A 16,238-nucleotide genomic window follows, 5' to 3' on the forward strand; every position below is an offset into this window, starting at 1 on the left:
TGCCTCCGCGATGAGCTGAGATGGACGGATGGATGCCACGACCATCGTCCTCCCCGCGGCCCCCGCACAGCCCAGGCGACCTCCGCTTCCGGTGCTCGCCGCGATTGTTCCCGTCATCGCCGGGGTCGTGCTGTGGCTGATCACGGGATCGCTGTTCGCGCTGTGCTTCGCAGCCCTCGGCCCGCTCATGCTGCTCGCCTCGTTCTTCGACGGCATGCGGTCGCGCCGTCGAGCGAGCAGGCTGGCAGAGGGCGAGTCTGATGCGGCATGGCAGCGTGCTGAAGACGAACTCGTCCGCCTGCACGAACGGGAGCACCGGACGCTCTGGCACCGCTCACCCGATGCGGCGGGCTGCCTGCTGGATCCGCCGCTGCGCGGTCGCACGCCGCTGAGCGCCGCCACCGAGCTCGTGATCGGGCGGGGGCGCACCGGCAGCCGGGTGCGCGCCTCGGGCGGTGACGACGAGCGATCCCGCGCCTTCCGGGAGCGCGCCGAGCAGCTCGACGATGCGCCCATCGTCGTCGAGCTCGGGGGTGGGGTGTGCGTCCGCGCAGCCACTCCCGTCGCGAGTGCGATGGTCAGAGCGCTCGTCGCTCAGCTGTGCCTGCGGTTCGGCCCCTCTGAGCTCAGCCTGCACGGGCGCGGCGTCACAGACTGGGGGCTGGGCGGCTTTCCGCACGTCGATCGTCGCAGCGCTCGATTCCGGCTGAGAGTCGGCGACGGGGTGGAACCGGCCGATGCCGTGGTCTGCGTGCGGATGCCGGGGGAGGAACCGCCCGAGGGCATCACGACCGTGCTGGAGTGCGTCGCACCCGCACGAGCCGTGGCGCGGACAGCGGAGGGGCTGCGTGACCTCTCCCTCGAGGGTCTGTCGATGCAGCAGGCCGCCATGATCGCCGCCGGGGCGGCCAGCAGGTCGGAGGACGACGCTCAGGTGCCGGCTGCGGTGGCGTTCGGCGACCTCGAGGTCGCCGCGGGCGGCGACGGCCGACTCGTCGCGCGGTTCGGGCGCGGGGAGCAGGGCGACGTGCTCGTCGATCTCGTCGACGACGGGCCGCATGCGATCGTCACAGGTATGACGGGCACGGGCAAGAGCGAGCTGCTGACCAGCTGGGTCGCCGCGATCGCCGCAGCGCACGCGCCGGAGGAGGTGACGTTCGTGCTGATCGACTTCAAGGGGGGAACCGCTTTCGAGCCGCTGCGCTCGCTGCCGCATGTCGTCGCCGTCGTGACCGACCTCGATGCGACCGGCGCCCGGCGCGGTGTGGGAAGCCTCAGCGCCGAGCTGCGGCGCCGGGAGGCGGCTCTGGCCTCGGCCGGTGCGCGCGATGTCAGCGAGTTCCCTGCGCTCGCACGACTCGTGATCGTCGTCGACGAGTTCGCGGCCCTCGTGCAGGAGCATCCCGACCTGGCGCAGATCTTCACCGACGTCGCCGCACGCGGCCGCGCGCTGGGGATGCATCTGATTCTCGGCACGCAGCGTGCGGGCGGTGTGATCCGGGACGCCCTGGCAGCCAACTGCCCGTTGCGGCTGAGTCTGCGCGTGGCGGAAGCAGCGGACAGCCGCTTCGTGATCGGCTCGGACGCGGCGTCGGCACTGCCCGGCGGCTCCGCATCGCGCGGCCTGGTCTACCTGCGACGGCCCGAGGACGTCGAGCCGCACGCCATGCGCGTGGCCCTCACCTCACCGCACGATCTGGCGGGGGTGGCGCGCCGGTGGGCGGGTGCCGAGACCCCGGCCAGCCCATGGCTGCCTCCGCTGCCCCGCGTGATCGACGTTCCGACCGGCAGCAGTGCGGCCGCCGGCGGCATCGTGCTCGGTCGAGCGGACGAGCCCGAGCAGCAGAGGCAGCCCTGGGTGCATCTGGCACCCGGCGAAGGACTCGGCGTGATCGGCGGTTCGGGAGCGGGCAAGAGCACGCTGATCCGCACGGTGCATCGGCAGGTTCCCGATGCGGTCGTCATCCCGAGCGACGCCGAGGAGGCCTGGGACGCGGTGGCCGAGCTCGCCACCGGACGGCACGGGATGGTTCTCTGCGACGACCTCGACGTCCTGGTCGCACAGTACCCGGCCGAGCACGCGCAGCTCTTCCTCACTCGCTGGGAGGGCATCGTGCGCAGCCCTGCCGGCGCGGTGATCAGCGCATCCCGGGCATCCGGTCCGGTCGGACGGCTGCTCGACGGCCTCTCCGGCCGCGCCCTGCTGCGGCTGAGCAGCAGGGTGGAGCACATCGCCGCCGGCGGCGAGTCCGCCGTCTTCGATCCGCACCGGCCACCGGGCCGCGGATCGGTGTACGGGCGTGATGTGCAGCTCTGCTGGACCGATCCGGTCGCAGCGGGCAGTGAAACCGCGGGAGGTGGACGAGGGAGCGGTGGGCACGCGGGCAGCGTCAAGAGCTGGCGGCCCCAGCAGCACACCGCCGCCGGTGTGGTGACCTCAGCGGTCGAAGCGGTCCGGGTGGCACTCGCCACCGCACATCCGGGATGCCGCGTGACTCTCCTCGCCGAGAACGGCGCGGGCCCGGTCGAGTCGGATGCCGATGGTGCGCCGCTGGTGATCGTCGGCGATCCCGAGCAGTGGCGCGCTCAATGGTCGCTGCTGCAGGGCATCCGGGGCAGTGGCGAACTCGTCGTCGCGGCCGAATGCGCGACGGAGCTGCGCCAGCTCGCCGGCGTGCGCGACACGCCGCCGTACGCTCGGCTCCACGAGGGCCGGGCATGGGTGGTGGCGGCCGGAGGCAGACCCCGGCGGGTGCGGCTGATGTGAGCGGGCGGCCGGGTCAGATGCCGGAGCCCGGGCGGATCATGCCGACCGGCTGACCGCCGCCGAGCACGTCGAGCGGCAGGGCCGACGCCAGCGCGGCGACGTCCGCCTCGGTGAGCGCACCGGCGCGCGCCAGCAGGGTCGCGGCCACGATCGCCGAGGCGCGGCTGCTGCCGTCGAGCGTCTTGAGCGCGACGGTCGTGTTGTCCGGGGCGACCATGACCATCACACCCTCGGCACCGTGCTTGGCGAACACGCCCAGCGTCTCGATGGCGATGGTGTCAGGCTCGCCGGGCCCGGCGATCGTCCACGGATTCTCGCGCACGGCACGCACGAGTGCGCCGGCGACCCGATGCAGAGCGAACGGGGAGCGCTCGGAGGCCGATCCGATCCGATGGATCGCCCGTGCGAGACCCAGCAGGGTGATGGCGTGCACCGGCGCGCCGCATCCGTCGATCGAGGTGTGCGCGATCTTCTCCCCGGCGAGGCGCTCCACGACATCCCGGATATGCACCTGCAGCGGATGCGCGGGGTCGAGGTAGCCCTCGGTCGGCCATCCGGTCGCGACGCAGGCGCGAAGCATCAGCGCGTGCTTGCCGGAGCAGTTCATCCGCACCCGAGCCTTGTCGGCGTGATCGCGGATCATGTCGCGTCGTGCCGTCGTGTCTGACGGCCATGCGGCGGGGCACGCGAGGTCGTCCTCGTTGAGCCCACCCGCGGCGAGCACCTCGCGCACGACCTCCACGTGACGATCGGTTCCGCTGTGGCTGGCCGTGCCGAGCGCGAGCTGCTCGCCCTCCAGCGTCGCTCCGGCGGTCACGCTGGCGATCGCCTGCAGGGGCTTGAGGCTGGAGCGCGGCAGGACCAGCGCTTCGGCGTTGCCGTGCTGGGCGATGACCTCCCCTCCGGGGGAGAGCACGACAGCGGCGCCCGCATGGCGGGACTCCACGAAGCCGTTGCGCTCCACGATCGCGAGTTCGACAGCGTCAGCGATGGTGAGAGTCTCGAGCACCACACAAGCCTAATGCGCCGCACGATGGCAGACTGGCGCGATGGCCCCCCTCGGCGAACACCACTACGCGCTCACGACCACCTGGACGGGCAATCGAGGCACTGGCACGAGCGGCTACCGCGATTACACCCGCGACGTCACGATCGGCATCCAGGGAAAGCCCGACCTGCTCGCATCGGCAGACAAGCCGTTCCGCGGTGACCCGGCACGGTGGAACCCGGAGGACCTGCTGCTGGCGGCGCTGTCGGAATGCCACCTGCTGTCGTACCTGCACGCGTGCGTCACGGCCGGAGTCGTCGTGACCGACTACCGCGACGAGGCCTCCGGGGTCATGCGCGAGGACGGCCGAGGCGGCGGCGCCTTCGCCGAGGTCACACTGCATCCTCGGGTGACTGTCGCCGACGAGTCGATGCTCGAGGCGGCTCGGCAGGCGCACCACACCGCCCACGAGTGGTGCTTCATCGCCAACTCGGTGAACTTCCAGGTGCATCATGACGCGACCGTCGTGGTGGCGTCCGAACGCGCCTGAGATCAGCGGCGCTCGTGGGGGAGCGCCTGCTTGATCTTCTCGATCGGCGTCTGCGCGGGCGGCTCGTTGTACACGCCCGCGAGCTCCTGCCCGCTCAAGGCGTGGATGGCCGCCATGATCTCGTCGGTGGCGAGCCGGCGAGCTCGCCCGCTCGTCGCCGGACCGTGCGTCGACACGTCGATCGGTGCTCCGAAGCGCACGGTCACGCGCTCGCTGAGCGAGGGCATCTTCGCTCCCTTCGGCATCACCTTGTCCGTGCCGATGAGGCCGACGGGCACGACCGGAGCGCCGGTCTGCAGGGCCAGGAAGGCGACGCCGGTGCGTCCCCGGTAGAGCCGGCCGTCGGTCGATCGGGTGCCCTCGGGGTAGAGCGCGACGGCCAGGCCGTCGTCGAGCAGCTGCCGTTGCTGGTCGAGCGCGTCGAGAGCAGCCTGACCCGCACCTCGGCGGACCGGTATCGCGCCGACGGAGGTGAAGAAGTCGCGGGAGATCGCGCCCTTCAGCCCGGTGCCCTCGAAGTAGCTCGATTTCGCCAGGAAGTGCACCGGCCGCGGAGCGGCGATCGGGATCGCCATCGAGTCGATGAACGACAGGTGGTTGCTGGCGAGGATCACTGCGCCCGTGAGCGGCACGTTCTCCCGTCCTTCGATGCGGGGCCGGTAGACCACTCGCGCCACGGACGCTGCGACCATCCGCCCGACCTTGTACTTGAACCCGGCATGGCGGGGCGACGAATGCTCCGGCGTCTCGGGTTCGGGGTCCGTGGGGGTGACCGACTGCTCAGAACTCACCGTAAGAGCCTATCTTCCGGTGAATGCCGGCTACGGAATGACGCCGCGTCATGCTCGGGCACTCAGCGTCGGCAAAGCCGCGTGCGTCAGGATGGGAGCTTCCCGTTCCGCGAATCCGAGGTCTCATCTTGCGTCTGCGCCCCCTCACCCTTGCCTCCACCGTGGCCGTCACCGCGCTCCTGCTCACCGGATGCTCCGGTGCACAGGACGCCCCGGATTCGTCCGACTCGAAGGGCAGCGCCGACGCGTGCGCGCAGGTCGCCGCGCCGGGCGCACTCACCGACAGCGTCGAGGTCAGCGGGGAGTTCGGCCAGCCCGCCGAGATCACCGTGGCGAAGGATCAGAAGGTCGACGACGTGCAGCGCACCGTCATCGCCGAGGGCAAGGGAGAGAAGGTCGAGGAGGGCGATTACATCTCCTACGCGATGAGCGCCTTCGACTCCAAGACCGGTGATCACCTGGGCGACATCGGCTACGCCGAGGGCGAGCTGCTGCCGCAGGACGCGCTGGCGAACCAGGCGCTCGCCGAGGCGATCGGCTGCTCGCCGATCGGCACGCGCGTCGCGTTCGCGCTGCCGGCGTCCGACGGGGCGGATTCCCAGCTGTACATCATCGACGTGCTCGACAAGGTGCCGACCGCGGCGTGGGGCGAGAAGCAGGAGCCGGTCGACGGGATGCCCACCGTCAAGCTCGCCAAGGATGGCGAGCCCGACGTCGACGTCCCCACTGGCGACGCCCCCGATGAGCTCAAGATCTCAGTGCTGAAGCAGGGCGACGGGCCGGAGGTCGCCGACGGCGACACCACGCTGCTTCAGTACTACGGCGTCGACTGGGAGAGCGGCGAGAGCTTCGACTCGTCCTGGTCGAAGGGCGCGCCGTACGCCGCGCCGGGCAACGCGTACGTGACCGGGTTCGTGCAGGCACTCGCGGGCCAGAAGGTCGGCTCGCAGGTGCTCGTGGTCATCCCGCCGGAGCTCGCCTACGGCGAGGACCCCGAGGGCCACGAGCTCGGCGGCAAGACCCTCGTCTTCGTGATCGACATCCTCGCGACGCAGCACGCGCCCGCCGCGCAGTGATCCGCTGAACAGCAGCGTCCCGCGGGACGAGAGGGCGGCGATCCGACAGGGTCGAGGCCCTCTCGCATAGGCTGACGGGATGCGTCGCGTCATCGTCCTCGGCTCCACAGGCTCCATCGGCACCCAGGCGCTGGATGTGATCAGGGGGAACCCCCGCCGCTTCGAGCTGGTGGGCATCGCCGCTGGCAGCAACGCCGAGCTGGTCGCCGAACAGGCCCAGCAGTTCCAGGTCGAGCACACCGCCCTCGGAGCGGTCGAGGCGGAGCAGCTGGTGCGCGACGTCGACGCCGATGTCGTGCTCAACGCGATCACCGGATCCATCGGCCTCGGCTCGACTCTCGCCGCGCTCGAAGCCGGACGCACGCTGGCACTCGCGAACAAGGAGTCCCTCATCGTCGGCGGCGAGCTCGTGCGGGCGGCGGCCGCTCCCGATCAGATCGTGCCGGTCGACTCGGAGCACTCCGCGCTTGCCCAGGCGCTGCGCGCCGGCACGCGCGCCGAGGTCAGAAGGCTCGTCGTCACGGCATCCGGCGGTCCGTTCCGCGGCCGCTCCCGCACCGAGCTGGCGGACGTCACCCCGGCCCAGGCGCTCGCGCACCCCACCTGGGACATGGGCCGGATGGTCACGACCAACTCGGCGACCCTCGTCAACAAGGGTCTCGAGGTCATCGAGGCGCATCTGCTGTTCGACGTGCCCTACGACGACATCGAGGTGGTGGTGCATCCGCAGTCGATCGTGCACTCGATGGTCGAGTTCGTCGACGGCTCCACCATCGCGCAGGCCTCTCCGCCCGACATGCGACTGCCCATCTCGCTCGGCCTGGACTGGCCTCACCGGGTCGGCGGCGTGGGCCGGCCGCTCGATTGGCGCACCGCGACGAGCTGGACCTTCGAGCCCCTCGACGACGAGGCCTTCTCCGCCGTCGCGCTCGCCAAGGCGGTCGGCCGCGCCGGCAGCACCTTCCCGGCTGTCTACAACGCCGCGAACGAGCAGGCCGTGCACGCGTTCCACGAGGGCCGGCTGACCTTCCTCGGCATCGTCGACACCGTGCAGCGCGTCGTCGACGCGCACGATGCGCCGGAGAAGCTGACCATCGAGGCGCTCGACGAGGCCGAGCTCTGGGCACGTGCCAAGGCGGACGCCCTGATCGCCGCGTCCTGAGCCGCCCTACCGGTCCGGGCGCCGGTCAGTCCGCGTAGGGGACGGGCCAGTGCGAGTCGGGTGCCGGCCATCCGGCGGCGATGAGCGCCCGACGGGCCAGCTCACGGGCCGAGTACGGCGTGCGGACTCCGCGGATGTCGCGGTAGTCCTGGTGCCCCGGACCCGCCCAGAGAATGGCATCCCCTTCGCCGACCAGGCCCACGGCCGTCACGATCGCGTCCTCCGGGGGCGAGACCTCGTGGATCTCGGCATCCGGACGAGCGCGACGCGCGCCCTCGACGAGGGTGGCGCGGATCGACGCCGGGTCCTCGAAGCGCGGGTGGTGATCGGTGACCACGAGGATGTCGCTGCCCTCGACGGCGGTGCGCGCCATGTCGAAGCGCTTCGTGGCGTCGCGGTCGCCGTCGGCGCCGAACAGCATGAGCACCCTGCCGGGTGTGACGCGCCGCACGGCGGCGAGCGTCTTCTCGAAGGCGTCGGGGGAGTGCCCGAAGTCGACGTACACCGCGGGGCCGGTCTCGCCCGAGATGAACTGCGTGCGTCCGGGCAGATGCGCGACGATGTGCCCGTCGCGCTCGAGTGCTTCGGTGATGCGCTCCCAGTCGTATCCGCCCTCCAGCAGCATCACGATCGCGAGTCCCGCGTTGGCCGCCATGTGCGGACCGATGACGGGCACGACGGTCGACAGGGTGCGCCCCGCAGGACCGGTGAGAGTGAACGCGGTGCCGCTCGGGCGCTCGTCATCGATCGAGACGACCCAGTCGGCGCGGGCGGCGGCATCGGGGTCCGCCGCGATCGCCGGCGTGCCGACGGTGACGACGGGGACGGCGGCGCGTTCGACGACGACGGCACCCGATGCCGAGTCCACGCTCACCACCGCGCGGCGCGACCGCTCCGGCGTGAACAGCGCGAGCTTGGCCTCGAAGTACTCCTCCATATCGGCGTAGTCATCGAGGTGGTCGTGCGAGAGGTTCGTGAACCCGGCGACGTCGAACATCATGCCATCGACCCGGTGCCGCGACAGAGCCTGTGCGCTGACCTCGACGGCGACCGCCTCGACGCGCCGCTCGCGCATCAGGGCGAGCAGGGCGTGCATCTCGGATGCCTCGGGAGTGGTGAGGCGCGAGACGATCACCTCACCGGCGATGTGCCGCTCTGCCGTCGACGACAGACCCGACACGACGCCGATCTGATCGAGCAGACCCTGCAGCAGATGCGACACACTCGTCTTGCCGTTGGTGCCGGTGGTGCCGAACAGCAGCGGCAGCGGGTCGCCCGCGCCGGTGCCATAGACCCAGGCGCTCAGCGCGCCGAGAACACCCCGCGGGTCATCGACGACGATGATCGGCAGGCCCGCAGCAGCGGCGATCTCGGCGCCCGCCTCATCGGTGATCACCGCGACCGCACCCTTCTCGGCCGCCGCCTGCGCGAACTCGGCCCCGTGCCGATTGACGCCCTGGATGGCGACGAACGCCTCTCCGACGCGCAGGTCGGCGGTGGCGAGAGTGATGCCGCTCAGCTGCACGTCGGCGATGTCACCGCGGACGTCTCGGGCGAAGCGTTCGGCCAGCTCGGTCAGAGCACGACGGGGTGGGTCGGCCGGACGGAGCACAGGGGGCAGCGATGTCGTGGTCATATCCCGTCCATGATCTCACGCGACCCGCTCGCACCCGGCGTGCGGGGGATCCAGGGGATTCCTCAGAGCGGCCGGTAGCGTGGACGGGTGGAGATCCTGCTGTACCTGGGCGGCGTCGTGTTCATGCTGATCGGCCTCGGCCTCTCGATCGGACTGCACGAGGTCGGGCACCTGCTGCCCGCGAAGCTGTTCGGCGTGCGCGTCGGCCAGTACATGATCGGCTTCGGGCCGCGGCTGTGGTCCAAGCGGATCGGCGAGACGGAGTACGGGTTCAAGGCGCTGCCGCTCGGCGGCTTCATCTCGATGTCGGGCATGTACCCGCCTTCGGCGAAGAGCACCCCGGCCCGCGGTCTGTTCGCATCTCTCGTGCAGGATGCCCGCACCGCCAACGACGAGACGATAGCCGACGGCGATGAGCATCGGGTCTTCTACCGTCTGCCGGTCTGGAAGCGCGTGATCATCATGCTCGGCGGGCCGGCGATGAACTTCGTGCTCGCCATCGCGATCTTCACGATCATGGCATCTGGAATCGGCGTCCAGCAGGCGAGCGCGACCGTCGCCTCGGTGACCGAATGCGTGCTGCCCGCGGGCACGACGCAGCAGAGCTGTGCGAGTGACGACCCCGCCGCCCCGGCGGCCGAGGCGGGCGTCGAAGCGGGCGATGTGCTCATCAGCGTCGGCGGCGAGCAGGTGCAGACGTTCGCGGAGGCCTCCGCGATCATCCAGCGCTCGCCGGGCGAGCGGCTGGCGGTCGTCGTGGACCGCGATGGCGAGCGGGTGGATCTGACGCTCACCCCGGTTGCGGCGGAGCGCGGAGAGGTGGATGCCGAAGGCCGCCCGGTGCTCGATGACCAGGGCGACCCGGTCACGCGCACAGTGGGGTACGCGGGCATCTTCGCGCAGAGCGAGTACGTGCCGCAGCCGATCGCCACGGGGCCCGAGCTGGCGATCCAGCAGACCGGTGCCGTCGCATCCCTCGTGGTCAACCTGCCCACGAAGCTGTGGAACGTCGGCGCGTCGCTCGTGACCGGCGCCGAGCGCGACCCGAACGGCCCGCTCAGCGTGGTCGGCGTGGGCCGTCTGGCGGGTGAGGTGGCGGCGACGGACGCCCCGGTCCTGAACCGCCTGGTCGTGCTGATGAACCTCCTCGCGGCGCTGAACGTCGCCCTGTTCGTGTTCAACCTCATCCCGCTGCTGCCGCTCGACGGCGGGCACATCATCGTCGCCCTCTGGGAGGGCGTGAAGCGCATGTGGGCGAAGGCGACGGGGCGTTCGGCCCCGAGACCCGTCGACGCGACCAGGCTGGTTCCCGTGACGGTGGTCGTCGCTGTCCTGCTGATCGGCATGGGCGCGCTGCTGATCGTGGCCGATCTCGTCAAGCCCATGAGCCTGCTGGGCTGACGTGCCCGAGCCGGCCGCGCCGGGGGCTGACCCGTGTCAGGAGAGGGCGTGGGCGATGAGCCGCTCGAGGGTCTGCAGGCCGTCGCGCGACAGGATCGACTCGAGGTGCCCCTGCACCGAGGCGAAGCGCTGGCCGCGCAGCGCGTAGACGTCGCCGCTGGAGGAATCCGCCGACACCTCAGCATCCGGGACCGCCGTCGTGCCCGGTGCGACCCGCGCGGTGAAGGTGTTGTAGAAGCCGACCGACGCGTCCTGCCCGAAGACCGGAACCGTCTTCTGCACACCCTGATGCGGCGCGGCGAGCGGAACCAGGTCGATGCCGAGCCGATCGGCGAGGATCTGGTGACTCAGGCAGACCGCGAGCAGCGGTGCGCCCGCGTCGCGGCGGCGGGCGACGACCTGCTGCATGCGCGCGATGCGCGGGGAGGAGGCATCGCGCGGATCCCCGGGCCCGGGGCCTGCGACGACGAGGTCTGCGGTGTCGATCGCCGTGTCTGTCACGTCGTCCCAGCTGGCGATCTCGACGTCGAGCCCGAGATGGCGCAGCTGGTGCGCGAGCATGGTGGTGAAGCGGTCCTCGGCGTCGACGACCAGCGCGCTGCGGCCGGCGAAGCGGCCGCCGGGATGGGCATCCTGCGGCTGCATCCAGAAGTCAGCGAGGCGGGTGTTGCGGGATGCCAGGAGCGCGGCGATCTCGGGATCGTCTGCGAGTCGGACCTCACTGGGCGCATCGCCGTCTCGAGCCTCGGCCGCATGGTCGCGATCGATGGCGCCGATCGCGCCCAGCACGCCGGCTGCCTTGCCGTGCGTCTCGCTGACCTCGCCATGCGGGTCGGAGTGGCGCACGAGAGTGGCGCCCACCGGCACGCGCAGCTGCCCGTCATCCAGGTAGACGGTGCGGATGAGGATCGGCGCATCCAGATCGTGTCCGCCCTCGCTGTTCGGCGTGAACAGCGCGGCCACCCCGGAGTAGTAGCCGCGCGGCGACCGCTCGTGGCGACGGATCACCGCGCACGCGTTCTGCATGGGCGAGCCGGTGACGGTGGGCGCGAACATCGTCTCGCGGAGGATGTCGCGCGGGTCGAGGCGACTGCGCCCGCGCAGCATGTACTCGGTGTGCGTGAGTCGTGACATCTCCTTCAGATGCGGCCCGGTGATGCGGCCGCCGTCCGAGCAGACCTGGCTCATCATCTTGAGTTCTTCATCGACCACCATGAACAGCTCTTCGGTCTCCTTGGTGGAGGAGAGGAACTCGGTCAGCGACTCGCGGGTCGCGCCGCCCGCCGGGTGACGGAAGGTGCCGGAGATGGGGTTCATGGTGACGATGCCGTCTCGCGCCACGACGTGCGCCTCGGGGCTGGCGCCGACGGCGATCTGTCCCGGTGTGATGACCGCGAAGGTCCAGTACGCGCCGCGCTCGTGCGCGAGCAGGGCGCGGAACCACGTGAGTGCGGCGGTGCGGTCATCGGTTTCGAATCCGGCCCGGTAGTCGCGGCGGATCACGAAGTTCGCTCCCTCGCCTCGGCCGATCTCGTCGGAGATGACCCGCTGAACGATCTCGGCGTATTCATCGTCTGAGATGTCGAACCCGCCATCTCGCAGCGCGATCGGAGTCTGGGGAAGGGCGCTCATCAACTCCGCCCGGTCGAGCTGCACATGCTCGGTGACGAGCAGGCAGCGCAGGGGTGTTCCGTCGTCCTGCGCGTCGAACCCGCGCTCGCGCACCTGATGGTAGGGGACCATGGCGAAGACCTCGCGGCCGCCGTCGGGTCCCTCGAGCGGGATGTCGGCCAAGCTGTCGACGTCGACGACGTCACCGGTGAGCAGGTCGATGCCGCCCTCACGGGCGATCAGCACGAACGATGCGTCGTGGTCGTCCGTGAGCTCAGTCAATCGGGCGAGCGGAACTGCGGTCATCGGTGTCTCCTCGGTCGGGGATCCGGTGCGGGCAAGAAAAAGACCGCCCCGGGAGGCGGTCTGATCTCGTGGGTACGCGAATCACCGCCTAGAAGGCGGGCCACCAGGTGCGGGTCGCGGACATACCGTGAAAAGTAGCACATCGTGCGGCATGACCTGCGCCGCGCGGTCGGGTCTGGTTCGGTACCGGATGCGGTGTCTGAGTGTGTGATCGCGGGGGCACAGGGGTCGGAGCTGACTCAGATCCGTCGTGCCGCCGTTCGCCCAGGGGCGGCCGTGGTCGAGGTCGGCATCCACAGCGAGGCCGGTGCAGCCGTCGCGGGAGCAGGTGCCATGGTGCAGGATCAGCCAGTCGCGCTGCGCTTGGGTGGGCCGGTAGGTGCGGCGATCCATGAACCGACACTGAGAACACTGACTTGACCTAAGCAGATACCCAATACAAAACTACGAATGCGTCTACACTTTGCCGCGAGCATTATGCACGCGAACACCCCAGGTGCGGGCATCCAGCCGACGCCGATCGTGCGGCGGTAGCCTGGAGTCGTGCCTGCAGTGAATCTTGGGATGCCGCGCGTCCCCGAAGTCCTCGCCCCGCGTCGCAAGTCCCGCCAGATCCGGGTCGGCAAGGTGCTCGTCGGCGGCGGCGCCCCCGTCAGCGTCCAGTCCATGACGACGACGAAGACCACCGACATCAACGGCACGCTGCAGCAGATCGCCGAGCTCACGGCATCCGGATGCGAGATCGTGCGCGTCGCCGTGCCGTCGCAGGATGACGCCGATGTGCTGCACATCATCGCGGCGAAGAGCCAGATCCCGGTGATCGCCGACATCCACTTCCAGCCGAAGTACGTGTTCCAGGCCATCGACGCCGGCTGCGCTGCGGTGCGTGTCAACCCGGGCAACATCCGCAAGTTCGACGACCAGGTCGGCACGATCGCCAAGGCGGCCCAGGCGGCGGGTGTGTCGCTGCGCATCGGTGTGAACGCGGGATCGCTGGATCCGCGCCTGCTGCAGAAGTACGGCAAGGCCACGCCGGAGGCGCTCGTGGAGAGCGCGGTCTGGGAGGCGTCGCTCTTCGAGGAGCATGACTTCCACGACTTCAAGATCTCGGTCAAGCACAACGACCCCATCGTCATGGTGAAGGCCTACCGCCAGCTCGCCGAGCGCGGCGACTGGCCACTGCACCTCGGTGTCACCGAGGCGGGCCCGGCATTCCAGGGCACGATCAAGAGCGCCACCGCGTTCGGCATCCTGCTGGGGGAGGGCATCGGCGACACCATCCGCGTCTCGCTCTCCGCGCCGCCCGCCGAAGAGGTCAAGGTCGGTCACCAGATCCTGCAGTCGCTCAACCTGCGCGAGCGCAAGCTCGAGATCGTGTCGTGCCCGTCGTGCGGCCGCGCGCAGGTGGATGTCTACTCGCTCGCCGAAGACGTCACCGAAGGTCTCAAGGACATGACCGTCCCGCTGCGCGTCGCCGTGATGGGCTGCGTCGTGAACGGGCCGGGCGAAGCCCGTGAAGCCGACCTCGGCGTCGCATCCGGCAACGGCAAGGGCCAGATCTTCGTCAAGGGAGAGGTCATCAAGACCGTCCCCGAGGCCGACATTGTCGCCACCCTCATCGAAGAGGCGAACCGCATCGCCGCCGAGATGGGCTCCGACGCGCCGCTGGGCACCGCCCAGGTCGTCACCGGCTGAGCCGTCGGGAAGAATCCATGCAGTCCACGCTCGTCTCGTTCCCCGACGGTGCACTCGCCGGCGAGGGTGAGGTGCTTCTCGTCGATCAGCGTGCCTCCATCATCGTGGTGGATGCGACACCGTTCCATCCCGTAGATCACACCTGGCCCGACCAGCCGGGAGATTCGGGCGCCATCACCGTCGGCGAAGCGGAGGTGCGCGTGACCGAGGCCGTCATGGCGGCCATCAGCGACGAGGGTGCGCTGGCGGTCGGGTCCGACATCCCCGTCAAGCGCGGCGGCGAGGGCTGGACGTGGATGGTCGGTCATCGCACCGAGGGGGCGATCCCCACCGGGATAGCAGTCGGGGCGCGTGTCGCGCTGACGGTGGATGCCGATCGCCGGGCCTCGCTGAGCCGAGGACACACCGCGTGCCACCTGGCATCTCTTGCCCTCGATGCGGCCCTCGCGGACCTGTGGCGCAAGGAGATCGGCACCGACCCGCTGGGCAACCCCGATTTCGAGGGGAAGGCGAACCAGTCCAGCCGCATTCACGCTGACGGCAGCGTGGACGAGTACCGCCTCGGCAAGAGCCTGCGCAAGGCCGGCTTCGACTCGGAGGGCTTCGCCGCCACCCTCGCCGAGCGCGAGGCGCGGATCAACGAGACGCTCGCCGCCTGGGTGGCGTCGGCAGGGAAGAGCCGCATCGACGTCGGCGGGCCGAGCATCGTCGACCGTCGCACCTGGCGCTGCGCACTGCCCGAGGGCGAGGTCGGCTTCCTCTGCGGCGGCACGCACGTGCGCTCGCTGGCCGAGTTCGCCTCGATCAGCGTCTCGCTCGATCTCGCCGATCCGCAGCTGCTCGTCATGACCACCACTGCCGCGGCCAGGTGATCAGCCGTCCCACTGATCACCCGTCGTTGATCCATACCGCCTTGAGGATCCGCTCCGCATCCTCGTAGCCGAGCCCCGCTCGTCGGGCGGTGACCGCGAACGATCGCGCGGCCCGCACGACGTCTCGCGGGATGGGCGCCACGTCGGCGCACACGTGTGTGCCTGCGCCGGCGCGGGACACCACGAGTCCCTCCTGCTCCAGGCGCTTGTACGCCCTCGCGACGGTGCCGGCGGCGAGTCCGAGGTCGGCGGCGAGCTGTCGCACCGGGGGAAGGCGTCTGCCGGGCTGCAGCCACCCCGCGGCGATCAGTCCTCGCAGCTGGCTGTGCACCTGCTCGGAGGCGGAGCCCGCGCCGGGGGAGAGGGCGATCTTCATGAGGGACACCGCTCCTTTCTCGCTGCGTCTGGTATTCCGATGTATCGCATACGTGATACGTGATGTGTCGACTTCTGGCCACAAGCTACGGCACCATCACGGGCGATCGCGCGCCAATCGCCGAGATCGCTTGAATTTGTTAGCTGGGTTTCATATTGTCACCGAACAGATGCCGGACGGCGTCTGATCCAACGGAGGATGGAGTCTGCAATGAAGCAACGCGTTCGAGCGATCCTGATGACGGCGGCGCTCGCCGTCGGTGTGCTGGCGGGGGCAGCCGGGGCCGCGACAAGTGCATCAGCGCACGGGTGGGTGACTGACCCGCCGAGCCGGCAGGACCTGTGTTCGACCGGCAGCACCGGGTTCGACTGCGGGTCGATCAAGTACGAGCCGCAGAGCGTGGAGGCCCCGAAGGGATCGATGCTCTGCTCGGGCGGCAACGCCGCGTTCTCGATTCTCGATGACAACTCGCGCAACTGGCCGCGCACGAAGGTCTCCGGCGACATGAGCATCACCTGGAAGCTCACGGCCCGTCATGCGACCGACAAGTGGGAGTACTTCGTCGACGGGAAGCTGTTCAAGACCATCAACGACCACGGCGCTCAGCCGCCCGCATCGCTGACCCACGTGCTGCCCGGCCTTCCGCAGGGAGACCACAAGATCCTGGCGCGCTGGACCATCGCCGACACGCCGAACGCGTTCTACAGCTGCATCGACGTCACCGTCGGCCAGGGCGGCGCGACGACCCCACCGCCGGTCGTCCCGACCGACCCGCCGGTCGTCCCCGAGCAGCCCTGCGGCGCGGCGTGGAGCGCGACCACGGTCTACAACAGCGGCGACACGGTCGTCGCGGGCGGCGTCACCTACCGCGCGAAGTGGTGGACCCGCGGCGAGGCTCCGGGAACCACGGGTGAGTGGGGAGTCTGGCAGAAGGTGGGGGCCTGCGCGGTCTGACCCGACTCGACCAGGGGGCATCGTGCGTGAGAATCACGCGCGATGCCCCTTCT

At 70.2% G+C, this 16,238-nt stretch carries 14 protein-coding genes; 8 read left to right on the forward strand and 6 right to left on the reverse strand.

The window, feature by feature from the left end:
- Nucleotides 1-28 precede the first annotated feature (28 nt).
- Nucleotides 29-2,767, forward strand: a complete 2,739-nt coding sequence (locus tag ACIPV2_RS04190; RefSeq protein ID WP_400838792.1) for an FtsK/SpoIIIE domain-containing protein — start codon at nucleotides 29-31, stop codon at nucleotides 2,765-2,767.
- A gap of 13 nt (nucleotides 2,768-2,780) precedes the next feature.
- On the opposite strand, the gene ACIPV2_RS04195 is transcribed toward ACIPV2_RS04190, so the two are convergent.
- Nucleotides 2,781-3,776 (reverse strand): asparaginase, encoded by a 996-nt coding sequence (locus ACIPV2_RS04195; protein WP_400838794.1) that lies wholly within the window; start codon nucleotides 3,774-3,776, stop codon nucleotides 2,781-2,783.
- 40 nt (nucleotides 3,777-3,816) lie between these two features.
- Here ACIPV2_RS04195 and ACIPV2_RS04200 point away from each other — a divergent pair, with 40 nt between their 5' ends.
- On the forward strand, nucleotides 3,817-4,305 hold the full coding sequence (locus ACIPV2_RS04200; protein WP_400838796.1) for an OsmC family protein: 489 nt from the start codon (nucleotides 3,817-3,819) through the stop codon (nucleotides 4,303-4,305).
- A 2-nt stretch (nucleotides 4,306-4,307) separates the two neighbouring features.
- Here ACIPV2_RS04200 and ACIPV2_RS04205 read toward each other — a convergent pair whose 3' ends face one another.
- On the reverse strand, nucleotides 4,308-5,096 hold the full coding sequence (locus ACIPV2_RS04205) for a lysophospholipid acyltransferase family protein (protein WP_400838798.1): 789 nt from the start codon (nucleotides 5,094-5,096) through the stop codon (nucleotides 4,308-4,310).
- A 161-nt stretch (nucleotides 5,097-5,257) separates the two neighbouring features.
- On the opposite strand from ACIPV2_RS04205, the gene ACIPV2_RS04210 reads away from it, so the two are divergent.
- Together ACIPV2_RS04210 and ACIPV2_RS04215 are read left to right on the forward strand one after the other, a co-directional pair.
- Entirely contained in the window at nucleotides 5,258-6,172 is a 915-nt protein-coding gene (locus ACIPV2_RS04210) for an FKBP-type peptidyl-prolyl cis-trans isomerase (protein WP_400838800.1), read from the forward strand.
- 79 nt (nucleotides 6,173-6,251) lie between these two features.
- Complete coding sequence (locus tag ACIPV2_RS04215) at nucleotides 6,252-7,334, forward strand: 1-deoxy-D-xylulose-5-phosphate reductoisomerase (RefSeq protein WP_400838802.1); 1,083 nt, start codon at nucleotides 6,252-6,254, stop codon at nucleotides 7,332-7,334.
- Nucleotides 7,335-7,359: 25 nt separating this feature from the next.
- Here the strand turns inward: ACIPV2_RS04215 and ACIPV2_RS04220 are convergent, their stop codons facing one another.
- Entirely contained in the window at nucleotides 7,360-8,970 is a 1,611-nt protein-coding gene (locus tag ACIPV2_RS04220) for a Mur ligase family protein (RefSeq protein WP_400838804.1), read from the reverse strand.
- An 87-nt stretch (nucleotides 8,971-9,057) separates the two neighbouring features.
- On the opposite strand from ACIPV2_RS04220, the gene ACIPV2_RS04225 reads away from it, so the two are divergent.
- The gene (locus tag ACIPV2_RS04225) at nucleotides 9,058-10,371 is read left to right on the forward strand and encodes a M50 family metallopeptidase (RefSeq protein WP_400838806.1); all 1,314 of its coding nucleotides are present in this window, start codon (nucleotides 9,058-9,060) and stop codon (nucleotides 10,369-10,371) included.
- Nucleotides 10,372-10,407: 36 nt separating this feature from the next.
- Here the strand turns inward: ACIPV2_RS04225 and ACIPV2_RS04230 are convergent, their stop codons facing one another.
- Complete coding sequence (locus tag ACIPV2_RS04230; protein ID WP_400838808.1) at nucleotides 10,408-12,288, reverse strand: anthranilate synthase family protein; 1,881 nt, start codon at nucleotides 12,286-12,288, stop codon at nucleotides 10,408-10,410.
- An 81-nt stretch (nucleotides 12,289-12,369) separates the two neighbouring features.
- Nucleotides 12,370-12,681 (reverse strand): HNH endonuclease signature motif containing protein, encoded by a 312-nt coding sequence (locus ACIPV2_RS04235; RefSeq protein ID WP_400838810.1) that lies wholly within the window; start codon nucleotides 12,679-12,681, stop codon nucleotides 12,370-12,372.
- Nucleotides 12,682-12,852: 171 nt separating this feature from the next.
- Between ACIPV2_RS04235 and ispG the strand changes: the two genes are divergently transcribed.
- Complete coding sequence (gene ispG / locus ACIPV2_RS04240; protein ID WP_101187059.1) at nucleotides 12,853-13,983, forward strand: flavodoxin-dependent (E)-4-hydroxy-3-methylbut-2-enyl-diphosphate synthase; 1,131 nt, start codon at nucleotides 12,853-12,855, stop codon at nucleotides 13,981-13,983.
- A gap of 17 nt (nucleotides 13,984-14,000) precedes the next feature.
- Nucleotides 14,001-14,855 (forward strand): hypothetical protein, encoded by an 855-nt coding sequence (locus ACIPV2_RS04245; protein ID WP_400838812.1) that lies wholly within the window; start codon nucleotides 14,001-14,003, stop codon nucleotides 14,853-14,855.
- A 16-nt stretch (nucleotides 14,856-14,871) separates the two neighbouring features.
- Here ACIPV2_RS04245 and ACIPV2_RS04250 read toward each other — a convergent pair whose 3' ends face one another.
- The gene (locus ACIPV2_RS04250) at nucleotides 14,872-15,231 is read right to left on the reverse strand and encodes a GntR family transcriptional regulator (protein WP_400839913.1); all 360 of its coding nucleotides are present in this window, start codon (nucleotides 15,229-15,231) and stop codon (nucleotides 14,872-14,874) included.
- A gap of 210 nt (nucleotides 15,232-15,441) precedes the next feature.
- Between ACIPV2_RS04250 and ACIPV2_RS04255 the strand changes: the two genes are divergently transcribed.
- The gene (locus ACIPV2_RS04255; protein WP_400838814.1) at nucleotides 15,442-16,185 is read left to right on the forward strand and encodes a lytic polysaccharide monooxygenase; all 744 of its coding nucleotides are present in this window, start codon (nucleotides 15,442-15,444) and stop codon (nucleotides 16,183-16,185) included.
- Nucleotides 16,186-16,238: the final 53 nt, after the last annotated feature.

The sequence above is a fragment of the Microbacterium sp. NPDC089987 genome (assembly GCF_044748505.1).
In the GTDB taxonomy this organism is placed as follows: domain Bacteria; phylum Actinomycetota; class Actinomycetes; order Actinomycetales; family Microbacteriaceae; genus Microbacterium.